This is a genomic window from Agrobacterium fabrum str. C58, from assembly GCF_000092025.1.
Classification (GTDB): domain Bacteria; phylum Pseudomonadota; class Alphaproteobacteria; order Rhizobiales; family Rhizobiaceae; genus Agrobacterium; species Agrobacterium fabrum.
This window is the reverse complement of record NC_003063.2, coordinates 1,998,080-2,017,235: the sequence shown is the minus strand read 5'-3', so window position 1 is coordinate 2,017,235 and position 19,156 is coordinate 1,998,080. Positions and strand designations below refer to the sequence as shown.

The 19,156-nt window shown below is 58.9% G+C and carries 18 protein-coding genes and 1 pseudogene; 12 read left to right on the top strand and 7 right to left on the bottom strand.

Annotated elements, in window-relative coordinates:
- Window positions 1-8 precede the first annotated feature (8 nt).
- The 3 genes from zwf to ATU_RS22700 are packed head-to-tail and all read right to left on the bottom strand — an operon-like array spanning window position 9 to window position 4,835.
- On the bottom strand, window positions 9-1,394 hold the full coding sequence (gene zwf, locus ATU_RS22710) for a glucose-6-phosphate dehydrogenase (RefSeq protein ID WP_010974206.1): 1,386 nt from the start codon (window positions 1,392-1,394) through the stop codon (window positions 9-11).
- Window positions 1,391-2,395, bottom strand: a complete 1,005-nt coding sequence (gnd, locus tag ATU_RS22705) for a phosphogluconate dehydrogenase (NAD(+)-dependent, decarboxylating) (RefSeq protein ID WP_010974205.1) — start codon at window positions 2,393-2,395, stop codon at window positions 1,391-1,393. Before gnd ends, zwf begins: the two co-directional genes overlap by 4 nt.
- A 37-nt stretch (window positions 2,396-2,432) precedes the next feature.
- The gene (locus tag ATU_RS22700) at window positions 2,433-4,835 is read right to left on the bottom strand and encodes a glucan 1,4-alpha-glucosidase (RefSeq protein WP_010974204.1); all 2,403 of its coding nucleotides are present in this window, start codon (window positions 4,833-4,835) and stop codon (window positions 2,433-2,435) included.
- A 1,135-nt stretch (window positions 4,836-5,970) separates the two neighbouring features.
- Here ATU_RS22700 and ATU_RS22695 point away from each other — a divergent pair.
- Window positions 5,971-6,360 carry an MbcA/ParS/Xre antitoxin family protein gene (locus ATU_RS22695; RefSeq protein ID WP_010974202.1) on the top strand — a complete coding sequence of 130 codons (390 nt, stop codon included), beginning with the start codon at window positions 5,971-5,973 and terminating at the stop codon, window positions 6,358-6,360.
- A complete protein-coding gene (locus tag ATU_RS22690; protein WP_010974201.1) occupies window positions 6,357-7,052 on the top strand; it encodes an RES family NAD+ phosphorylase in 696 nt (231 codons plus the stop codon). Before ATU_RS22695 ends, ATU_RS22690 begins: the two co-directional genes overlap by 4 nt.
- A gap of 28 nt (window positions 7,053-7,080) precedes the next feature.
- On the opposite strand, the gene ATU_RS22685 is transcribed toward ATU_RS22690, so the two are convergent.
- Together ATU_RS22685 and ATU_RS22680 are read right to left on the bottom strand one after the other, a co-directional pair.
- Complete coding sequence (locus ATU_RS22685; RefSeq protein WP_155276038.1) at window positions 7,081-7,251, bottom strand: hypothetical protein; 171 nt, start codon at window positions 7,249-7,251, stop codon at window positions 7,081-7,083.
- Window positions 7,220-7,531 carry a TIR domain-containing protein gene (locus ATU_RS22680; protein ID WP_258114828.1) on the bottom strand — a complete coding sequence of 104 codons (312 nt, stop codon included), beginning with the start codon at window positions 7,529-7,531 and terminating at the stop codon, window positions 7,220-7,222. Before ATU_RS22680 ends, ATU_RS22685 begins: the two co-directional genes overlap by 32 nt.
- Before the next feature lie 18 nt (window positions 7,532-7,549).
- Between ATU_RS22680 and ATU_RS22675 the strand changes: the two are divergent.
- The 9 genes and pseudogenes from ATU_RS22675 to ATU_RS22635 all read left to right on the top strand — a co-directional run.
- Window positions 7,550-7,741, top strand: a pseudogene (locus ATU_RS22675) (transposase); the annotation flags it as partial.
- A 405-nt stretch (window positions 7,742-8,146) separates the two neighbouring features.
- Window positions 8,147-10,024, top strand: coding sequence for a TRAP transporter large permease (locus tag ATU_RS22670; protein ID WP_010974200.1), 1,878 nt, complete (start codon window positions 8,147-8,149; stop codon window positions 10,022-10,024).
- 65 nt (window positions 10,025-10,089) lie between these two features.
- Window positions 10,090-11,100: a TRAP transporter substrate-binding protein gene (locus tag ATU_RS22665; RefSeq protein ID WP_010974199.1), complete on the top strand. Its 1,011-nt coding sequence runs from the start codon at window positions 10,090-10,092 to the stop codon at window positions 11,098-11,100.
- A gap of 76 nt (window positions 11,101-11,176) precedes the next feature.
- Window positions 11,177-11,980: an SDR family NAD(P)-dependent oxidoreductase gene (locus ATU_RS22660; protein ID WP_035257141.1), complete on the top strand. Its 804-nt coding sequence runs from the start codon at window positions 11,177-11,179 to the stop codon at window positions 11,978-11,980.
- Window position 11,981: 1 nt separating this feature from the next.
- A complete protein-coding gene (locus tag ATU_RS22655) occupies window positions 11,982-12,848 on the top strand; it encodes an IclR family transcriptional regulator (RefSeq protein ID WP_010974197.1) in 867 nt (288 codons plus the stop codon).
- Window positions 12,845-14,014: an acetyl-CoA acetyltransferase gene (locus ATU_RS22650; protein ID WP_010974196.1), complete on the top strand. Its 1,170-nt coding sequence runs from the start codon at window positions 12,845-12,847 to the stop codon at window positions 14,012-14,014. The genes ATU_RS22655 and ATU_RS22650 overlap by 4 nt, the downstream gene beginning before the upstream one ends.
- Window positions 14,011-15,651 carry an acyl-CoA synthetase gene (locus ATU_RS22645; protein WP_010974195.1) on the top strand — a complete coding sequence of 547 codons (1,641 nt, stop codon included), beginning with the start codon at window positions 14,011-14,013 and terminating at the stop codon, window positions 15,649-15,651. The genes ATU_RS22650 and ATU_RS22645 overlap by 4 nt, the downstream gene beginning before the upstream one ends.
- A 31-nt stretch (window positions 15,652-15,682) precedes the next feature.
- Window positions 15,683-16,462 carry an SDR family NAD(P)-dependent oxidoreductase gene (locus ATU_RS22640; RefSeq protein WP_010974194.1) on the top strand — a complete coding sequence of 260 codons (780 nt, stop codon included), beginning with the start codon at window positions 15,683-15,685 and terminating at the stop codon, window positions 16,460-16,462.
- Window positions 16,459-17,352, top strand: a complete 894-nt coding sequence (locus ATU_RS22635) for a PPC domain-containing DNA-binding protein (RefSeq protein WP_010974193.1) — start codon at window positions 16,459-16,461, stop codon at window positions 17,350-17,352. Before ATU_RS22640 ends, ATU_RS22635 begins: the two co-directional genes overlap by 4 nt.
- 38 nt (window positions 17,353-17,390) lie before the next feature.
- Here the strand turns inward: ATU_RS22635 and ATU_RS22630 are convergent, their stop codons facing one another.
- Both ATU_RS22630 and ATU_RS22625 read right to left on the bottom strand, forming a co-directional pair.
- Window positions 17,391-17,798: a PPC domain-containing DNA-binding protein gene (locus tag ATU_RS22630; protein WP_035257145.1), complete on the bottom strand. Its 408-nt coding sequence runs from the start codon at window positions 17,796-17,798 to the stop codon at window positions 17,391-17,393.
- Entirely contained in the window at window positions 17,785-18,351 is a 567-nt protein-coding gene (locus ATU_RS22625) for a PPC domain-containing DNA-binding protein (protein WP_035257148.1), read from the bottom strand. Before ATU_RS22625 ends, ATU_RS22630 begins: the two co-directional genes overlap by 14 nt.
- Before the next feature lie 160 nt (window positions 18,352-18,511).
- Here ATU_RS22625 and ATU_RS22620 point away from each other — a divergent pair, with 160 nt between their 5' ends.
- Window positions 18,512-19,030 (top strand): Lrp/AsnC family transcriptional regulator, encoded by a 519-nt coding sequence (locus tag ATU_RS22620; protein WP_010974190.1) that lies wholly within the window; start codon window positions 18,512-18,514, stop codon window positions 19,028-19,030.
- Window positions 19,031-19,156: the final 126 nt, after the last annotated feature.

Genomic DNA, 19,156 nt, shown 5'->3' with positions numbered 1-19,156 from the left:
TGTGGGCGTTATTCGGGATCAACCCATCCGCCTGGCGGGCCAAACCCTGCCATTTCCGCCGGGCCCCAGCTTCCCACCTCATAGACAGGCGGCACGGCGGGATCATCGAGGATAGGCTCCACGATCTTCCAGGCCAGTTCCGCCGCATCCTGGCGGGTAAAGAGCTGACGCTCGCCGGCCATCGCATCGCCGATCAGCCGCTCATAAGGCGCCATGTCACCGATACCGTCATCGACCGCGCCGAGTTCTACGGCCTCGCCGCGCATGCCATCGCCAGCTGCCTTGCGACGCGCACCGATTCCGATCGCGATATCCGGGCCCAGACGGAAGCGCACATAATTGGCGGGCGTTGTCTCGACATCGCCAAAGAGCGCAATTGGCGGCCGCTTGAAGCGGACCACGACTTCGGTTGCATGCGCCGGCAGGTTCTTGCCGGACCGGATGAAGAAAGGCACGCCATTCCAGCGCCAGGTGGCGACGCGAAAGCGGGCGGCGGCGAAGGTTTCCCGGTTGGACGCCGAGGCGACACCCGGCTCGTCCAGATAACCTCTGAACTGTCCGCGCACCACATCATCGCGGGTGAGCGGCGGCATGGCTTTCAGTATCTGCACTTTTTCATCGACGAGATCATCCGAGGCGCTGGTGGCTGGCGGCTCCATGGCCAGCAGCAACAGCACATTGATCAGATGGTTCTGGATCACATCGCGGATACATCCGACTTCGTCATAAAACTTGCCGCGCCCCCTGATGCCGAAATCTTCGGCCATGGTGATCTGCACGCTCTCAACGTGGTCGCGATTCCACACGGGCTCTAGAAAGGCATTGGCAAAACGAAAATAAAGAAGGTTCTGGATGGCTTCCTTGCCCAGGAAATGGTCGATGCGGAAAATAGCATCCTCTGCGAAAACCGCGTGCAACGCTTCATTTAAGGCTTCGGCGGAGGCAAGGTCACGGCCAAAGGGTTTCTCCACCATCAGCCGGGCCGAAGCGGCGATGCCCGCCCTGTTGAGGCCGGTTACCACGGTTTCGAACAGGGAAGGCGGAATGGCGAGATAATAAAGCGGATGCTGGTGCCCGCCAAGCGCCGTGCGCAGCTTTTCGAATGTCGCTTCGTTGCGATAATCGCCGGAGACATAGGTCAGCTGTGCGGCGAATTTTTCGAAGACGGCTTCATCGATCTTGTCCAAATGGTTGGCGACCGCATCGCGCGCCCGCGCTATCAGCTGCTCACGCGGCCAATCGTCGAAAGCGACTCCGATGATGGGCGTTTGCAGCGCGCCGCGTTTCACCATGGCGTAGAGAGAGGGAAAGATCATCTTATAGGCAAGATCACCCGTGGCGCCGAACACCACCAGCACGTCCGATCGCTGTCTGTCCGTGGCTGATGCTTTCATTTGGCTTTCTCCAGATGGCCACCAAAGGCATTGCGCATGGCCGACAGCACCTTGCCGGCAAATTCGGCCTCGCCGCGTGAGGAAAAACGCTCGAAAAGGGCCGATGCCAAAACGGGGGCCGGCACGCCGGTTTCGACGGCCGCCTGCAGGGTCCAGCGTCCTTCACCGGAATCCGACACGCGCCCACCATATTGATCGAGGTTCGGGTCCTGTTTCAGGGCCTGCGCCGTGAGGTCAAGCAGCCACGAGCCGATGACGGAGCCGTGCCGCCAGACCTCCGTGACGGCGGGAAGATCAATGTCGAACTGGTAATATTGCGGATGGGCGAGAGGGGCTGTTTCGGCGTCCGCCTCGCGGTGTTGCGTGCCCGCATTGGCGGCTTTCAAGATGTTGAGACCTTCGGCATAGGCTGCCATGACACCATATTCGATGCCATTGTGGACCATCTTGACGAAATGCCCGGCTCCCGATGGACCGCAATGCAGATATCCCATCGGTGCCGTTCCGGTGACCGGGTCGGCGGCGATGCCCAGACCTGCGCCGGGCGCAAGGGAGGCGAAGATCGGGTCGAGACGCTGGACCGCAGCCACCGGGCCGCCGATCATCAACGAATAACCGCGCTCCAGCCCCCAGATGCCACCGGATGTGCCGGTATCGATGAAATCAATGCCGCGAGGCGCAAATTCGGCGGCGAGATCGATCGCGTCGCGATAGTTCGAATTTCCGCCATCGATGATGGCATCGCCGGCCTGAAGTCTGGCGGCAAAATCTCGGGCAATTTTCGGCGTGATGGCCGCCGGCAGCATCAGCCAGACGGCGCGCGGCGGAGACAGCTTCGCAACAAGATCGTCCGGCGAGGTGGCACCGGTAGCGCCTTCCTTCACCAATGGCGCAACGTTGTCGGGATTGACGTCGAAAACCACGCAATCATGACCCTGTTTCAAAAGCCGTCGCACCATGTTTGCGCCCATTCTTCCAAGCCCAACCATTCCGATCTGCATGCTGACATTCCTTCTTTACAAATGCGCTATTGCTCGTTCATTCGCCCAGGCGAACGGTAAAGTCCTCGTTTTCCCACACTCCAGCATCTCGCCAGTAGAAGGTGAAAACTACCGTGCCGCCGGCCGCCAGTTCCTGCACGGGCAAGTCCGCAAAATGCGTGCCGAGACCGGAGGCCGTCGTATTTGTATCTGTGCTCGTCGCCCAGCTGTCGGCGCTCCAGTGCACGATGGCATTATCCGCCAGTTCAAGCCGCAGAACCTTGCCGGTGGGCATGGCTGATATCGTGTTGTTGAAGCACCAGATTCGAAGATGCGACGGTGTCTTGTTGCGGATGTAGCGCTCCACACCCTGCGGCGGCATGTCGAAAACGGAGCCATCGGCAAGCGAACGCAGAAGCTTGATATGTTCTGCATGCGCCCAGACCAGCGGCATCGCGCTGCCCGACGGGGAGCCATAAAACAGCTCCCTGTCGGGAAGATCGGGTTGATCCCAGACCTGCTCGGGGAAAAGGCCGCTCTGCCCCGCCGATTTTTCCATTGTGGTCAGCAAAGCTTCCGCCGCCCCGCGTCTGCCCGCAGCAAGTTCGTAATGGGCGCGCTCGCCGGTCAGAAGGGGCCATGGCCTGCCCTGACCCGTGCCGTCAAATGCTGTTCCATCAGCGTGCTCACCATACCCGTCGCCCGTGTACCTGTACCAGACCGGCCCCTGCGGCAGCTCGGCGCGCAGGCAATGATCGATCGCCTTGACGGTTGCGAGAATGTGGGGATCGTCCGGTGCGCGCAGGCCGAAGCGGACCAGCGCAAGTGCATCAGGGCTGATGACATCGCTTGTTGGCAGGAAAGCGCGATCCGGTGTCTGGTTGAGTATAGGCGTCATGCCCGAGAGCTGAACGGCATCGGTGGTACCGGGAGAAGCGATGCGAACATAATGGCCCGAAATACCAAGCTGCGCGCACATGGTCTGGTCACCGGCAAACGTCCACCTTTCGATCTGCTCATTCCAGCAATCGGCTGTCTGCCGCAGATGCGTGGCTTCGGCCGCATCGCCCTCCATATCCAACAGATCAGCAGCGGCAAGCAGCGCGGCGATCTCGACGGCAAGCGTAAACGGGCTGTAGCCTGCATCTTCCTCCCACCTGTCCTCGCCGGTCGTCGGGCCGTTTGCCAGAATATAAGCCGCAGCGCTGCGGATCATTGGCATGTAATCCGCCCTTGCGGCGTGGTCGAGGTGGCCGTGCCGATGCAGCATATCCGCAAGCAGGATCGGAAAGGCGCATTCGTCCATCTGAACGCCCGGCCAATAGGGCTTGCCATCCAGCCAGAGATTTTGCGGCCACCGCCCCGAGGGTTGCTGCACCTGGCGCAGATAATCAAGGATGGCCAAAGCCTCATCGTGATCACCGGCCGCTAGAAACCCGCCGGCGGCTTCCACCAGATCCCGCGGCCATATCAAATGATATCCGCCAAGATCGTCATCGCCCTTGGAGGCTCCCCACGGGATCGACAGGCTCGCCACGACGGCTCCAGGCCGGTCAGCGGCACGATGCGCGGCAAGCACGGCGGTCGAGACGCGATAGGAATTGACGCCGTGATGGGTATCGCGGTCGAGGGGGCAAAGACTGTCCTGCCAGCCACGCCAGTTGGCGATATAGGCATCGTGTGCGCGTCTGAAGCCGGACTTCAGACTTGCGACAGCACAGGATGCAGCTTCATATTCGGTCTGGCCGAAACCGAGCGCCAACGTCGCGGTGTCATGGGCATCGCTAAAATCGATTTCCGCAGCCAGCGAAACATTGCCGTCATCCGCCCGCTGGAATTCCTCAATGAGGCGTCCGTGCCGGCGCAATTGTTGCCAGCCATCGGAGACGCCAACAAATCCCGCACTTGCGGCGCGCCAGGGACCGTCGCAGACCAGAGCGAGATATCGTGAGCGGCCGACCGCAAACAAGACCCGACGCCCTTCATAATCCCCTATCCAGGCGGAGTTGAGATTACCGGCATTGACTAGATGCGGCGCCAGAAGAACGCTTACACGGTAATCCCCCATCTTTCCCTTCAAGGGCGAGAAGGACACATGCAGAAGAACACAGGCCCGCGCCGGATCGGTGATGACCTGTTTTTCAATCCGATAGGCTCCATCTGTCGCCGTATTGGTGACGTGGAACGCGGGAATTCCACTCTCGAAAGGTTGGGTAAGGGAGGTGCAGTCCCGTTTCTCTTCTGAAAAGTATCCGTCATCTCTGGTGACCACAAGACCGAGATCGCGGATGCAGGCACTATCGATCCTCGGGTAATAGACCTCGTTGAGGATGCCGTGGCTGAGCGTGAACCAGATTGGTGAGGTGTTCGACAGCGCGGTTCCCACGCCATTCTTGGCGCTCGACGTCCAGCGTGCGTCAATGCCGGGTGCGCCGGGTGCGAAATCAAGTGCGGCACGCATCGTTACATGCCTCAGGCAGGGAAATGATGAAGGTGAAAGTGAATGGTTCTATGGTATTGAAAACTCATGACGGAGATCTCGACCTTGGAGAAAGGGTCTTTCCGGAATGAAACGCGAGACGGGATGTGGTTCCCGTCTCTAATTTCAAATCCGATACGGCCTCGTCATTAAGCTAGGTATTCGCGAGCAGGCGCACAACTAAAGATTTGGTAATTGAGCTTGTGGCGAGTTCCTTCGTATCTGTGGCTCGCTATATGGCCTAGACGCAGATGCCCTGCCTTAGGCTCCAAACCCAATCAATTGATTACATTATTTTGTTGTGATTCACTGCCGGCAAACGGGAGTGTTGGGATCATCGCAGGAGAGTTCTGGCTCAGCGATCAGCAGGTGTCGTAGTCGAGCATCGGCTGAACCTGGACATCCCAGAAGCGCGCATTACCTCGCGCAGTGTTGGCGGCGCCCGTGAAACGGGCCGACCGTCCTGCTGCAGCTGTCTCGATCGTATTGCGCGCTGCCGCGTTGCCCTCGCCTTCCCAGAAATCAGGCCATGGGCATCCCTCAGGACATCGAAGTCATCGACTTCCATAACAGGCTTTCCGCCTTCGGACATAAAAAAGAAAACGGCCATCAATATCCAGGATTTTGATGCAGTCACTGGACCAGAAAAGTATCGCGCCAGCAGCGCAGACACGCTCACACCCTCATCATCGAGAGCGTCAGCCAGGATCTGAACACTACTTACATTCACGTCAGGGACAGATTGAATCTACTGCCTTTTCAACACCTGAGGTTCAAAGTGCAATACAAACTGCTCCCGCCAGGCGCAACCTTGCATCGTGCTGGAGGCATCAAGCAAAGCTGCGGCATGCGGCATGCCTCGTTCAAAGGCCAGCGCCGTCGTCTACAGCATCATGCTGAATGCATAGCTTGGCAGTGTAGCCACTGATCTACAGCCTTCGTATCGCCACCCCATCCCGGCGCGAGCACGCGCGCGTTGCCGTCTTGTCCAAGACGCAAATGATCGAAGCAAGAGCAAAGGCTCTTGCGGTGGGAGCCACTTCAAAATCAAATATCGGACCATATGAACTTTACTTTAAGATCATATGGCCTATATTACGAGCATCAGGAGGCCACTATGCAAATCGCCGTCAAGCCCCACAAACCCGCGGAACTCAATGCCGTTGCACTCAAGGCCTATGCCAAGGTCACCGATGCATGGTCACTGAGCCTCAGGGAAGCAGCGGGCCTCGCCGACATGTCGGAGAGTACATGGAAGCGTGCGCGCAAACCGGGGTTTACCGGCGAATTGACGAAGGATCAGTTGCTGCGCCTCAGTGCCGTGATCGGGATCTATAAGTCGCTCGAACTCTACTTCTCGGAGCAACTCTCCAGAAGCTGGTTCACACGCCCGAACATGGGCCCGCTCTTCAGCGGCGCGCGGCCGGTCGACATCGCCATCGATGGCGGCCTCCCCCAAATTCTAGCGATTCGAACCTATCTCGACGCGCTGCGGGGTGGCGCATGAGGAGAACCGAACTGTCGGTTCGAGGATTGATCCGCCTGCTACCCGCAACCTACCACAAGCCGCCGGCGCTTCGCGGTCTGGTCGACAGCGACGAGGAACTAGAAACTCTTGCCGAGATTGAGGGGTTGACCAGCGCCCGGTTGCTCGCCGAGCGCGGCCGCAATCCGCATCTCGATCCGCGAGAGCTCGCTTGGCGGCGGCGCAACCGTGATCTCAGGATCTATGGCGACACGCACGTAAATGCGGCCTTCACCTATACGCGGGTAGGCGGCAACCGCTTCAACTCCGAAGATCGCGGTGCCTGGTATTGCGCCTGGGACGTAATGGTATCGGTCGCGGAGGTCGCTTGGCACAGAACCCGTGAACTCCGTTTCACCGGCTCGTTCCACGACAGCGCCCGTTATGTCGAACTGATCTCCGACTTCATCGGAGAATTCGACGATCTGACGGATGAACCCGAACGCGTCGCGCTCAACCCAGACCCAGAAGTCGGCTACATCGAGGGACAGGAGCTGGCCGCACGGTTGCGAAGGGATGGGAGCCGCGGCCTCATCTATCCCTCAGTCCGTGCGCCAGGCGGAAACTGCCTGGTTTGTTTCGACCCCGGGGCCGTCCAGAACGTTCGGCCCGGCGCGTCCTGGAATCTGATCTGGCAAGGCACGCCGAATTATTCGATGGTCGCCATCTCGTAGCAGCGACGAAGCACAGGTTTCCGCGAGATCATGCCGCTTCCCCGTGCACCACGGTCAGATTCACCTTGTTGCCAGCCTCGGCGTTGTCGAGGTAGTCGCTCCACCATTCCAGCATCTCGCGTCGGCCCGCCAGCCATCGCACGCTAATGCAGGCAGAGCGAACCTCGTCACGATGGGTATGGGCAATCAGCCTCAGCATATCTTTCGCCCGGATTAAAGACCCATTTACTCCCCCATCCGGTTGCATCAAAAGGAATCTTTGCGGCCCTCAGCTCCTTGACTAGGGCTTGTTTCCAGCCTTCGGCAGCGTCCATTTCCGTATAGACGATGCCAAAGAGATCAGATGGAATTTCGACATTACACTTCCGAAATAGGCAGACCCGCCCTCTTCCCAGCTTTCCCGCAAAATTGCCAAGCTCAAAAATGACATTCTGCCTTGCGCGTTGGCTCTGGCCCTCGGCAGATACCGTCGATCCAATCTTTGGCCCCGGAGCAGAATGAGCACAGCGTCTTTTTACAAGTGGCGAGCCAAATATAGCGGCATGGATGCGGCGATGATCAGCCAGATAAAGGCTCTCGAAGAACGAGAACCGGCGACCGAAGAAGATGAATGCCTAGATGAGCATGCAGGCCGAATTGCTCAAAGAGGCCTTGGCGATAAAGTGACACGCCCATCTCACCGCCGAGATGGTCGGAAAAGCGCGACGCAGGCGTACCGGGTGTATGCCGACCTGCCCCAGTCGGCCAGTAAAATTTTCATTGACTGGCCTTTGAATGAGGTGCCGCGATGCAAGGTCACCATGAGAAATCGAGACTTTATCAATCATGATCCACTATATGGACCTTAAACGCGCACGACTTAACTGCATAAATCCGTCTATTTACTGTTGATTTCGTTAAACATCCTGTGTATCTCGGATACATGGTTTTGTAAGGGTCCATATTGTGGAGGCAATACCCCTATACATTCAGACTTCTGGAGGGTCTGGCCAGTCTGGCAACAATAGCTATCCTGATGTCGCGGTCGTGGCACGGACATCCTGTTTTGCCGACACCTTTGTTGCGAAGGTTGTTCTGTGGGAGAGGAGGCCCCGATGACCATGACCGCAAACGCGAATGACGACGTATTTGTACTCGATGGCGAACTTTTGCACACCGCACCGGTAACAGGCTCGTGGTTCATGCGCCCTATCGAGGCAGTGGCGGCGGTGCTGCTGGCGATGATGATTGGCCTGCTTCTGCTGGGTGTGACGTCGCGTTATGCCCTGCATCTGCCGATTGTCTGGATCGATGAAACGGCGTCCTTGTGCTTTCTGTGGTTTGCCATGCTGGGCGCTGCAATCGCCATCGATCGCAGTGAACACCTGCGCCTCACGCTGTTTCTCAACATGTTCCCCCAACGTGTTCTGGGCTACATCAATTCCTTGGCACTGGTGCTGGTGGCGACATTTCTTGCAGCAATTATCAAGCCCGCAATGGAATACGCCATCGAGGAATGGGTGGTCACGTCTGCGGCGCTGAATATTCCGATGTCGTTTCGCGCTGCGGCACTGCCGGTCGGCGCCTGTCTTATGCTGCTTTTGGTGCTCAACAATCTCTTCCGGCGAGAAAATCTGCGCGATATCATTGCGGCCTTTGTAACGGTCGCGGTCGCCGCCGGCCTGCTCTATCTGGCATCGCCGATGCTGGAATCCCTCGGCAATTTAAATCTGGCGATTTTCCTCGGCCTGTTCGTTGCGGTATTTCTGGTGCTGGGTGTTCCGATTGCCTTCTGCTTCGGCCTTGGAACGCTAGCCTACCTGACCTTCACCACCTGGGTTCCGACCATTGTGATGATCGGGCGCATGGATGAGGGCATGTCCGGCATCATTCTGCTGTCAGTGCCAGTCTTTGTGCTGCTGGGCTGCGTGCTCGATGCTACCGGCATGGGTAAGGCGATTGTCGAGCTTCTGTCGTCGATGTTTGGCCATATTCGCGCGGGCATGTCCTATGTTCTGCTCGGTTCTCTGTTTCTTGTCTCCGGCATTTCCGGCTCCAAGGTTTCTGATATGGCAACCGTCGCACCGGCGCTGTTTCCGGAAATGAAGCGCCGTGGCCACAAACCCAAGGAAATGATCGCGCTTTTGGCCACCGGCGCCGCCATGGCCGATACGGTTCCGCCCTCAATCGTGCTGATCGTTCTGGGTTCGGCGGCAGGTGTGTCTATTGCCGGCCTCTTCACCTCCGGTTTCATGATTGCAATGGTACTGCTTCTGGTGCTGGCCGTTCTGGCCCGCTGGAAGGCGCGGGATGAAAACATGGAAGGCGCAAAGCGCACGCCATGGCCGCAGGTCGGCAAGGCAGCCCTGATTGCCGCACCGGCGCTCGTTCTGCCCTTCCTCATCCGCAGCCTGGTGGGCGGCGGTGTCGCCACGGCAACCGAAGTATCCACTATTGCTGTGCTCTACGCCATGATCGTCGGCGCGGTGCTTTATGGCGGCATCAGCCTCAGGAAGCTTTATTCGATGCTGGTCGAGACGGCAGCCCTTTCAGGGGCGATCCTGCTGATCCTCGGCTGTGCATCGGCTATGGCCTGGGGGCTGACGCAGAGCGGCTTTGCTTTCCAGCTTACCGCGATGATTACCGATCTTCCGGGCGGCTGGATGACCTACATGGTCGTGTCGATCCTGATTTTCATGATCCTGGGCTGCGTCCTGGAAGGACTGCCAGCAATCGTTCTGCTCGCGCCGATCATGTTTCCGATCGCCCGCACGCTTGGCATCAATGACATCCATTATTCGATGGTCGTGGTGGTCGCCATGAATATCGGCCTGATGGCGCCGCCCATCGGTATCGGCTTTTACATCGCCTGCAAGATCGGCAACGTGTCGCCGGACGAAGCCATGGGTGCCATCTGGCCCTATCTCGCAGCCATGATCATCGGCCTGCTGCTGATTGCAGCAATCCCCGGATTTTCGACCATTCTGCTCTGAGACCGTGGCCGGTACGCCCGCCACGCCGATGAATGATACCTGCTTTATTTTGGGAGGAGAAAGCAATGAATATCAACAGACGTAGCATACTCGCCGGCGCCGGTTCCGCCGTACTGGCCACCGCCTTCGTGTCGCGCGCCCACGCTGCCCAATACAATTATAAATATGCCAATAATCTGCCTGCGGCGCACCCGATGAACATTCGCGCCAAGGAGGCCGCCGAGCGCATCGCCAAGGAGACCGACGGGCAGGTCAATATCAGCATCTTCCCCAGCAGCCAGTTGGGTGCCGACACAGACGTTTTGAGCCAGGTGCGCTCTGGAGGCGTTGAATTCTTCACGCTTTCGCCGCTGATCCTCTCGACGCTGATACCGAACGCCTCCATCAGCGGCATCGGTTTCGCCTTCCCGAACTACGAGTCCGTATGGGCGGCCATGGATGGCGATCTCGGTAAATATGTCCGTGGCGAAATTGCCAAGCAAAATCTCGTTGCCATGGACACAATCTGGGACAACGGCTTCCGCCAGATCACCAGCGCTTCCAAGCCCATCGCCACGCCGGCCGATCTCGAAAGCTTCAAGATCCGCGTGCCAGTGAGCCCGCTCTGGACCTCTATGTTCAAGGCGTTCAAGTCTGCCCCTGCCTCGATCAATTTCGCCGAGGTCTATACTGCACTGCAGACCGGTGTGGTCGATGGCCAGGAAAACCCGCTGGCGATCATTTCCACCGCAAAGCTGTTCGAAGTGCAGAAATTCTGCTCGGTCACCAATCATATGTGGGACGGGTTCTGGTTCCTCGCCAACAAGCGGGCCTGGGAGCGTTTACCGGACGACCTGCGCGCCATCGTCGCCAAAAACCTCAACCAGTCCGGCAAGGATGAACGCGCCGATGTGGCGAAGCTCAATGCCTCGGTCAAGGAAGATCTGATTTCCAAGGGCATGACCTTCAACGACACGGATGCGACACTCTTCCGCGCCGCGCTGAAAGAGGCAGGCTTCTATTCCGAGTGGAAAGGCAAATACGGCGATGAAGCCTGGGCCATACTTGAAAAGGCCGTTGGTGCAAGCCTGACCTGACCGGCCCGTTGAATAGCTGGCCCCGCCCGTAGCGGGGCCAACCCGACTATGTCTGACGATTGGAATGGAGACTGCTTTGACAGGTCGCCTGACGGGAAAACGCGCGCTTGTGTTTGGCGCAGGATCATCGGGGCCGGGATTTGGCAACGGCAAGGCTGCGGCCGTGCAATTTGCCCGCGAAGGCGCGCGCGTAGCCTGTGTCGATCTCTGCGCTGACGCAGCCGAAGAGACGGCTGAGATCATTCGCGGAGAAGGCTTGGAGGCGATTGCGGCTGCCGCCGATGTCACTGAACTACAGTCCGTATCGGCCACCGTTGACCGCACCTGCGAGGCCTTTGGTGGCATCGATATTCTGCACAATAATGTCGGCGTGACCCATATGGGCGGGCCGGTTGAGCTGGATGAGGAAAGCTTTCGCGCCTCGGTCGATCTCAATATCGGCTCCGTTTATCGCACCTCCAAGGCTGTGTTGCCGGTGATGTTGGCGCAGGGCGGCGGGGCCATTGTCAATATCTCGTCGCTCGCCTCCATTCGCTGGACCGGCTATCCATATTTTGCCTATTACGCCATGAAGGCAGCTGTAAATCAGGCGACTGTGGCGCTGGCCATGCAATATGCCCGGCAGGGCATTCGCGCCAATTGCATTCTTCCGGGAATGATCGACACCCCACTGATCTACAAGCAGATCAGCAATCAATATGCGTCTGTCGAGGAAATGGTGGCGGCGCGCAATGCGGCTGTCCCGGTGGGTCGCATGGGCGATGCCTTTGATATTGCCCGCGCCGCCGTTTTTCTCGCATCTGATGAGGCTAAGTTCATCACCGGCGTCTGTTTGCCGGTCGATGGCGGGCAAAGCTGTGCGGTGGGGGCGTTTTCCTAAGATGGCAACAACAACAACAACGATCCCGGTAGAAAAAGATCTGACGGGCGCGCGCGCGGTGGACCGGGCTCTGGCGCTGCTCTCCATGGTCGGGAGGCACGCGGAACGCGGCGTGGCGCTTTCGGTCATCGTGACAGAAAGCGGACTGAACAAGCCCACAGCCCGCCGCCTGCTGCTGGCTCTGATCCGCGCCGGCCTTGTGGAGCAGGATGAGGAAACGCGGCGTTATTACCTCGGCGAAGAAACCTATGTGCTGGGCAGCCTGTCATCGCGCCGGTTTGGCCTTCTTCAAATGGCGCAGGACGGCCTGACGCGCATTTCCCGCCGCTCGGAGGATTCGAGCTTCCTTTCCGTGCGCCGTGATACATTTGCCCTGTGCCTTTACCGCGAAGAAGGCACCTGGCCGGTGCGCACCCATGCGCTTCAGGCCGGTTTCGAACACCCCTTGGGTATTGGCGCGGGTTCGCTCGCCATGCTGGCGGCGCTGCCGGACGCCGAGGTGGAAAGTATCATTGCGGCCAATAGCGGGCTGATTGCCGCTAATTATCCCGGCATCACGCTTGAGGGTCTGCGCCGTGATGTCGAGTTGACGAGAGCCAATGGCTATTCGCTCAACCCCGGCCTGATCCTTTCCAATTCCTGGGGTATTGGCGTTGCCATCCGCGCGCCTGATGGCGCGGTAGCCGGAGCGTTGAGCATTGCCGCTGTGGACAGCCGCATGCGGCCGGAGCGCCAGCCGGAACTGGCAGCGCTGCTGCGCGAGGAAGTAACCCGCATCGAGACACGCATCGCAGAAATGATGGCCAGCCGAGCCCGCACGCGCGGTGAAGGCGACACGAAACGGCAAACGAGGAGAACGAGCAAATGAGCAAAGCGCAGATCGTCGGCTGGGCGCATTCGCCTTTCGGGAAGTCGGCCCTTGAAAATACCGAGCAACTGATGGCTTCGGTCGTGGCGCCGGCCATAGACCATGCGGGCGTCGATGTCAGCGATATCGACGGCATTTTCGTCGGCGTGATGAACAATGGCTTCTCGAAACAGGATTTTCAGGGCGCCCTGGTAGCGATGGGAGATGAGCGCCTCGCCTATACGCCCGCAGTGCGTTTCGAAAATGCCTGCTCAACAGGATCGGCCGCCCTCTACAGCGCCATGGACTTCATCGAAGCCGGGCGCGGCCGCATCGCACTCGTTGTCGGCGCCGAAAAAATGACGGCGCTGCCGACCGCAGATGTGGGCGAAATCCTGCTCTCCGCCTGTTACCGTGCGGAGGAGGCCAATATTCCCGGCGGGTTTGCCGGCCAGTTCGGCCGCATCGCACAGGCGTATTTTCAACGTTATGGCGACCGCTCGGAAGAGCTGGCGATGATTGCCGCAAAGAACCACGCCAATGGCGCGGTCAATCCCTATGCCCATATGCGCAAGGATTTCGGCTTCGATTTCTGCAATACGGCTTCCGACAAGAACCCCTACGTCGCAGGCCCGCTGCGCCGCACCGACTGCTCGCTGATTTCTGATGGCGCTGCCGCGATCATTTTGGCCGACGAAGAAACGGCAGCCACACTCAACCGCGCCATCGGCTTCCGGGGCCGCAAGCATGTCAACGACATCATGGCATTGACCCGTCGCGATCCGTTGGCCTTCGAAGGCGCGCGCCGCGCCTGGGCCGGCTCGCTGGAACTTGCCGGCGCAACGCTCGACGACCTCTCTTTCGTTGAAACGCACGACTGCTTCACCATTGCCGAACTTATCGAATATGAGGCCATGGGGCTTGCTAAGCCCGGTGAAGGATATCGCGTTGTCCAGGATGGAACGGCACTGAAGACCGGACGCCTGCCAATCAACCCATCGGGTGGATTGAAATCGAAAGGTCATCCCGTCGGAGCGACCGGCGTTTCCATGCATGTCATGGCGGCGATGCAATTGATGGGCGAAGCAGGCGACATGCAAATTCCCAATTCCTCGCTGGCTGGCGTGTTCAACATGGGGGGCACGGCGGTTGCCAATTACGTCTCGATCATGGAGCGTGTGAAATGACGATGCAAAGTGCCGTGCAGCATCCCGCGGGCGGGGTTGCGCCCTCCACCACGCGGGTGATGAACCTCTCGCATTTCCTGACGCAGGCGGCACGCCGCAACCCGGACCATATCGGTTTCGTCTGGGGTGAAAAGACTTGGAGCTGGGCTCAAATGGAAGCCCGCGTCGACGCCATGGCCCATGCGCTGGAGACTGAATTCGGCGTCAGAAAGGGGGATCGCATTCTGGTGCAGTCCTCCAACAACAACCAGATGTTCGAATCCATGTTCGCATGCTTCCGCGTGGGTGCGGTGTGGGTGCCGACCAATTACCGTCAATCGCCCGATGAAGTTGCCTATCTGGCGAAGGCAAGCGGCGCACGCGGCATGATTTGCGCCAGTGCTTTTCCCGATCATGCAAAAGCCAGCCATGAGGCAAGCACGATCGATTTCAGCATTGCCATCGGCACGGCTGAGTTCGGTGAGGATTACGATGCCATCGTGGCCCGTCATATGGGGCGCAAAGTCAAAAGCCAGGCAGTGGATCGGGATGACCCGTGTTGGTTCTTCTTCACCTCAGGCACCACCGGCCGGCCCAAGGCTGCAGTGCTTACCCATGGCCAGATGGCGTTCGTCATCACCAACCATCTCTGCGATCTGATGCCCGGCACCGGACCGGACGACGCCTCCATCGTCGTTGCCCCGCTTTCACACGGTGCGGGCATTCACCAGCTGGTGCAGGTGGCGCATGGCGCGAAAACCGTGCTGCCGGCGGCGGAAAAGCTCGATGTGCCCGCCGTCTGGGCGCTGATCGAAAAATGGCGTATCACCAACGCCTTCACTGTACCGACCATCCTTAAAATGCTCGTCGAAGACCCCTCTGTGGATCGTTTCGATCACTCCTCACTGCGCTATGTCATCTATGCTGGCGCGCCGATGTATCGCGCGGACCAGAAACGGGCGCTTGCAAAGCTCGGCCCGGTGCTGGTGCAATATTTTGGGCTGGGTGAAGTCACCGGGAACATCACCGTGCTGCCGCCTTCTTTTCACAACGCCGAGGACGGTCCGGAAACCCGGGTCGGCACCTGCGGCTTCGACCGTACCGGCATGGAAGTGCAGATCCAGAACGATGCGGCCGAGGAGGTTGGCGCCGGTGAAACCGGTGAAATCTGTGTAATCGGTCCCGCTGTTTTTGCGGGCTATTACGATAATCCCGAGGCCAATGCCAAAGCCTTCCGCAATGGCTGGTTCCGCACCGGAGATCTCGGCCATCGCGATGAGAACGGCTTCCTCTACATCACCGGGCGCGCCTCCGACATGTATATTTCCGGCGGCTCGAACATCTATCCGCGTGAAATCGAGGAAAAAATCCTCATGCATCCGGATATCAGCGAGACTGCGGTTCTGGGTGTGCCGGACGCGGTGTGGGGCGAGGTCGGTGTGGCCGTGTGCGTGGCCCGCGAGGGCGCGGATATCGCCGCCATCGATCTGAAGGCCTATCTGGAAGGCAAGATGGCCCGCTACAAGCTGCCGAAATCAGTGGTGTTCTGGGATGCCATGCCGAAATCCGCCTATGGCAAGATCACCAAGAAAATGATCCGCGAGGAACTGGAGAAACGCGGTCAGATGCCGGCTTTCGAAGAAAAGCGGACAGGCTGACAGGCGTGACATTCAATCGGGAGGAGACGGTATGACACATGAGAAAACAGGGACAAAAGGGGCCGTCGCGATCACCGGCGGTGCATCCGGCATCGGTTTCTCCACTGCGCAGCTCCTGATGGCGCGCGGCTGGCAGCCATGGTTGCTGGATCTCAAGCGCGAGGCGCTGGATATAGCCTGCGAAAAACTCGGTATCGATCTCTGGCGCGGCATAGTCTGCGATGTTGCGGACGAGGCATCGATAGAGATGGCTTTCGCCGCCCTGACGGCTAACGGTGCCGATCATGCGGTTGATCTGGTCGCCGTCGTCAACAGCGCCGGCATCGGTATCGACAAGCTGTCCGTCGACACAAGCGTCGAAGAATTTCGCCGTATCGTTGATGTCAATCTCGTCGGCAGCTTCGCGGTAGCGCGCGCTGCCGCACGTTACTGGCTAGAGCGCGATGTTGCCGGCTCGATCGTGAATATCAGTTCTGTTTCCGGCATGTGTGGAAATCGTGGCCGCAGCGCCTATGGCGCTTCGAAAGGCGGCGTCAATCTTCTGACGATGGTAATGGCAAACGAGCTGGGGCAATCAGGCATTCGTGTCAATGCAATTGCTCCCGGTCCGGTCGATACCCCCCTCACCCAGGCAGTTCATACTGAAAATGTTCGCGACCAATGGCATAGCCGCGTTCCGATGCATCGCTATGGCAGGACGGACGAGATCGCCTCTGCCGTGGCTTTCCTCGTGTCGGATGACGCAAGCTACATCAACGGACAGGTGCTTGCCGTGGATGGGGGCTTCATTACCGCGGGGCTTGCGGTATGACGGAGACAGGCACGCAAGAGCTTCCCCGCCACATCGTCCATCCCGGACCGATAACGCCTGAACGCTTTCGCGCCGTCGGCTGCCATGCCTATCCTGTTACTCTGACGGTCCGCTCCGGCGTAAGCGCCAACGAAGCGATTGCCGATGCCTTTGCGGAGTTGGGGTTCGAAGGTGGTTACGTCAGACTGAAAAACGTACCGTTGAAACGGTTGCATTATGTCATGCCGGCAGCCGCACCGGATGACGCACATGCCGCATGGTATAGCGAAACCTTTTCCATGCCGGGTGGCACAATCATCGATGCCGGCCTGCATATCGGCCGGCGAGATAGCGCGCCGTTTCTGCATTGCCATGGTTCATGGAAGAGTGCCGACGGCGTTGTCTCAATGGGGCATCTGCTGCCTTTCGAGACCGAATTTGCTGTAGAAACACCGCTTGAAGCTCTGGCGCTGGATGGAGCGATCCTCGATGTGCAAAAGGATGAGGAAACCAACTTCCCCCTTTTTACACCCATCGCGCAGCAGCGCCGCCAGAAGGGTTCGGGTCTTCGGGCACTTTTATGCACCGTGCGGCCCAATACCGATATATGCACGGCACTCGAAGAGGTCTCTGCCCAGTTTGGCCTGCGAGAAGCCGAAGTCAATGGAATTGGCAGCCTGGTCGGTGCGGATTATGAAGACGGAACAAGCCTCAACGCCTACGCGAGCGAAATCCTCATAAACAAGGGCCGTATCGGCCAGGCCGTTCCCGGAGGCCGCAAAGCAATGCTGGATATTGCGATGGTGGATCTCACCAGACATATCAGCGGCGGGCGGCTGGTACGCGGCAAAAACCCGGTCTGCGTTACTTTCGAGCTACTTCTGACCGAAAGACAGGGGCGCGCCGCATGAGTTGCGCTGCGCAACTCACCGGCCTGCCTTACTACAACTCACGCCGCCTGCGGCTTTTCCGCAGGCAACCACTCTTCCAGCGTCACTTCAAAAGTCATGCAAACCGGGTTAGCTCCGGCGATGAAGGGACCGCCATAAACCGAACCTTCGGTATCGGCGACGACACCGGTCAGCGAGGCGCGCAGCGAGCCGTCCGGCTGGGCACGCACTTCGCCGGCGATGGAGACGATTTCCACGGCGGGACCGCGTATCTGCAAGAACGCGCCGCTGCGTGTGCCGAGACAGGCATCAACCAGACTGCCCAGCGCGCCGCGCACAAAGGCATTTCTGAAACCTTCGGCAAGGCACAGCTTTTCGACACCGAGAACGAGGTCTTCATTGGGTGCGATGCGAGCATAGACGACACGCCCCATGGATCCGGTTTCTACAGTATTATACGTGCTCATCGGCGCGCCCCGTACGGTTCCTGGGTTGAAGAATGGGAATGTTGGTTTCAGGGTCGAATGACTGCTGCAGCACGAAACTGTCTAGTGAGGTCACCAGAGCGGAAACGCCGCTCTCGCCAACAATACAAGATTCAGTCAGCAGATGGCCGCCCTTGACCACACCCGCCGCGGTGCGCATGGCGGCATGGCAATGAACGATCGGCTCGCCCTTCATGCTGCGACCGAGCGTAGCATTGCCGAAGACAAGCCAGGCTGCACCGGCGTCGATGGGTTTCGTATAGGCAATGACCGCCTTGCCGGAAGGGTCGGGCGGGGCGACGCAATAGGACAATATGTCGAAATAGCCGCCGAGGATGGTGAGCGAGGCATTCTCAATGCCGTTTTCGAAAAGCGGCTGCACGATTCCATCATAAAGACTGCGGCCCGCCGCAATGAACAGCCGCACGTGGCGCGCAGATGGCGAGTGCAGGCTGTTGATGCGCACCGGCGAGGAAATGCCGGGATGGATCAACGTTCTCGGCCTTGGAAAATGATGTTGCTCTACGGGTGCCACGCCTGCTCCTCCCTGCTGCCTGTACCTTGCTGTACGGTACTTAAAAATCAGCGGAAGGTGCTTTTGAATGCCATCGCCAAACCGCCCGTCGGAAAACATTTCTTTCGCAGGCTGCCGCAGTGACGGCAGATCTTTTGCAACATATTGTGGGGAGACCGGGATGACGAAACCGCTGGACAGAATTGACCGCAAGATATTGCGCACCCTGCTGGAGAACGGCAGGTTGAGCAATGCGGAGCTTTCGGAAAAGGTGGGACTGTCGCCCAGTCCTTGCTGGCAGCGGGTCAAGCGACTGGAAGACGAAGGCGTCATTCGCGGCTACACCGCCATTCTCGATCAGGCCAAGCTCGGACTGACCGAAACTGTTATCATCGAGGTGATGCTGGAGCGCCACGACGACGAGGTTCTGGAACGCTTCGGGGAAGCGATGGCCGCTCTTCCGGAGGTGCTGGAAGCCTATCTGACAACAGGTGAATATGATTACCTCATCAAGGTGGCCGTGGCGGGAACCGCGGGCTACGAGCAGTTTCTGCGCCGGAAGCTCTACAAGATCGAGGGTGTACGCCACTCCCGATCCTGTTTCGCACTCAAATGTCTCAAACACACATTATCAGTCGTACCCGATCCCGAACCTCCATCAATGGAAGCGACCGGCACCGGCCGCGTACCGGCAAGATAGCGGCAGCGGATTGCTGGTAAAAAAGTAGCAGTCGCGTTTGCGCCCCCTTCGTTCCTCAGCCGTTGGCTGAACCGACTTGAAATTCTCGGTTCCAGGCAATGGCGTGCCGCAGAAGATCGCAGACGT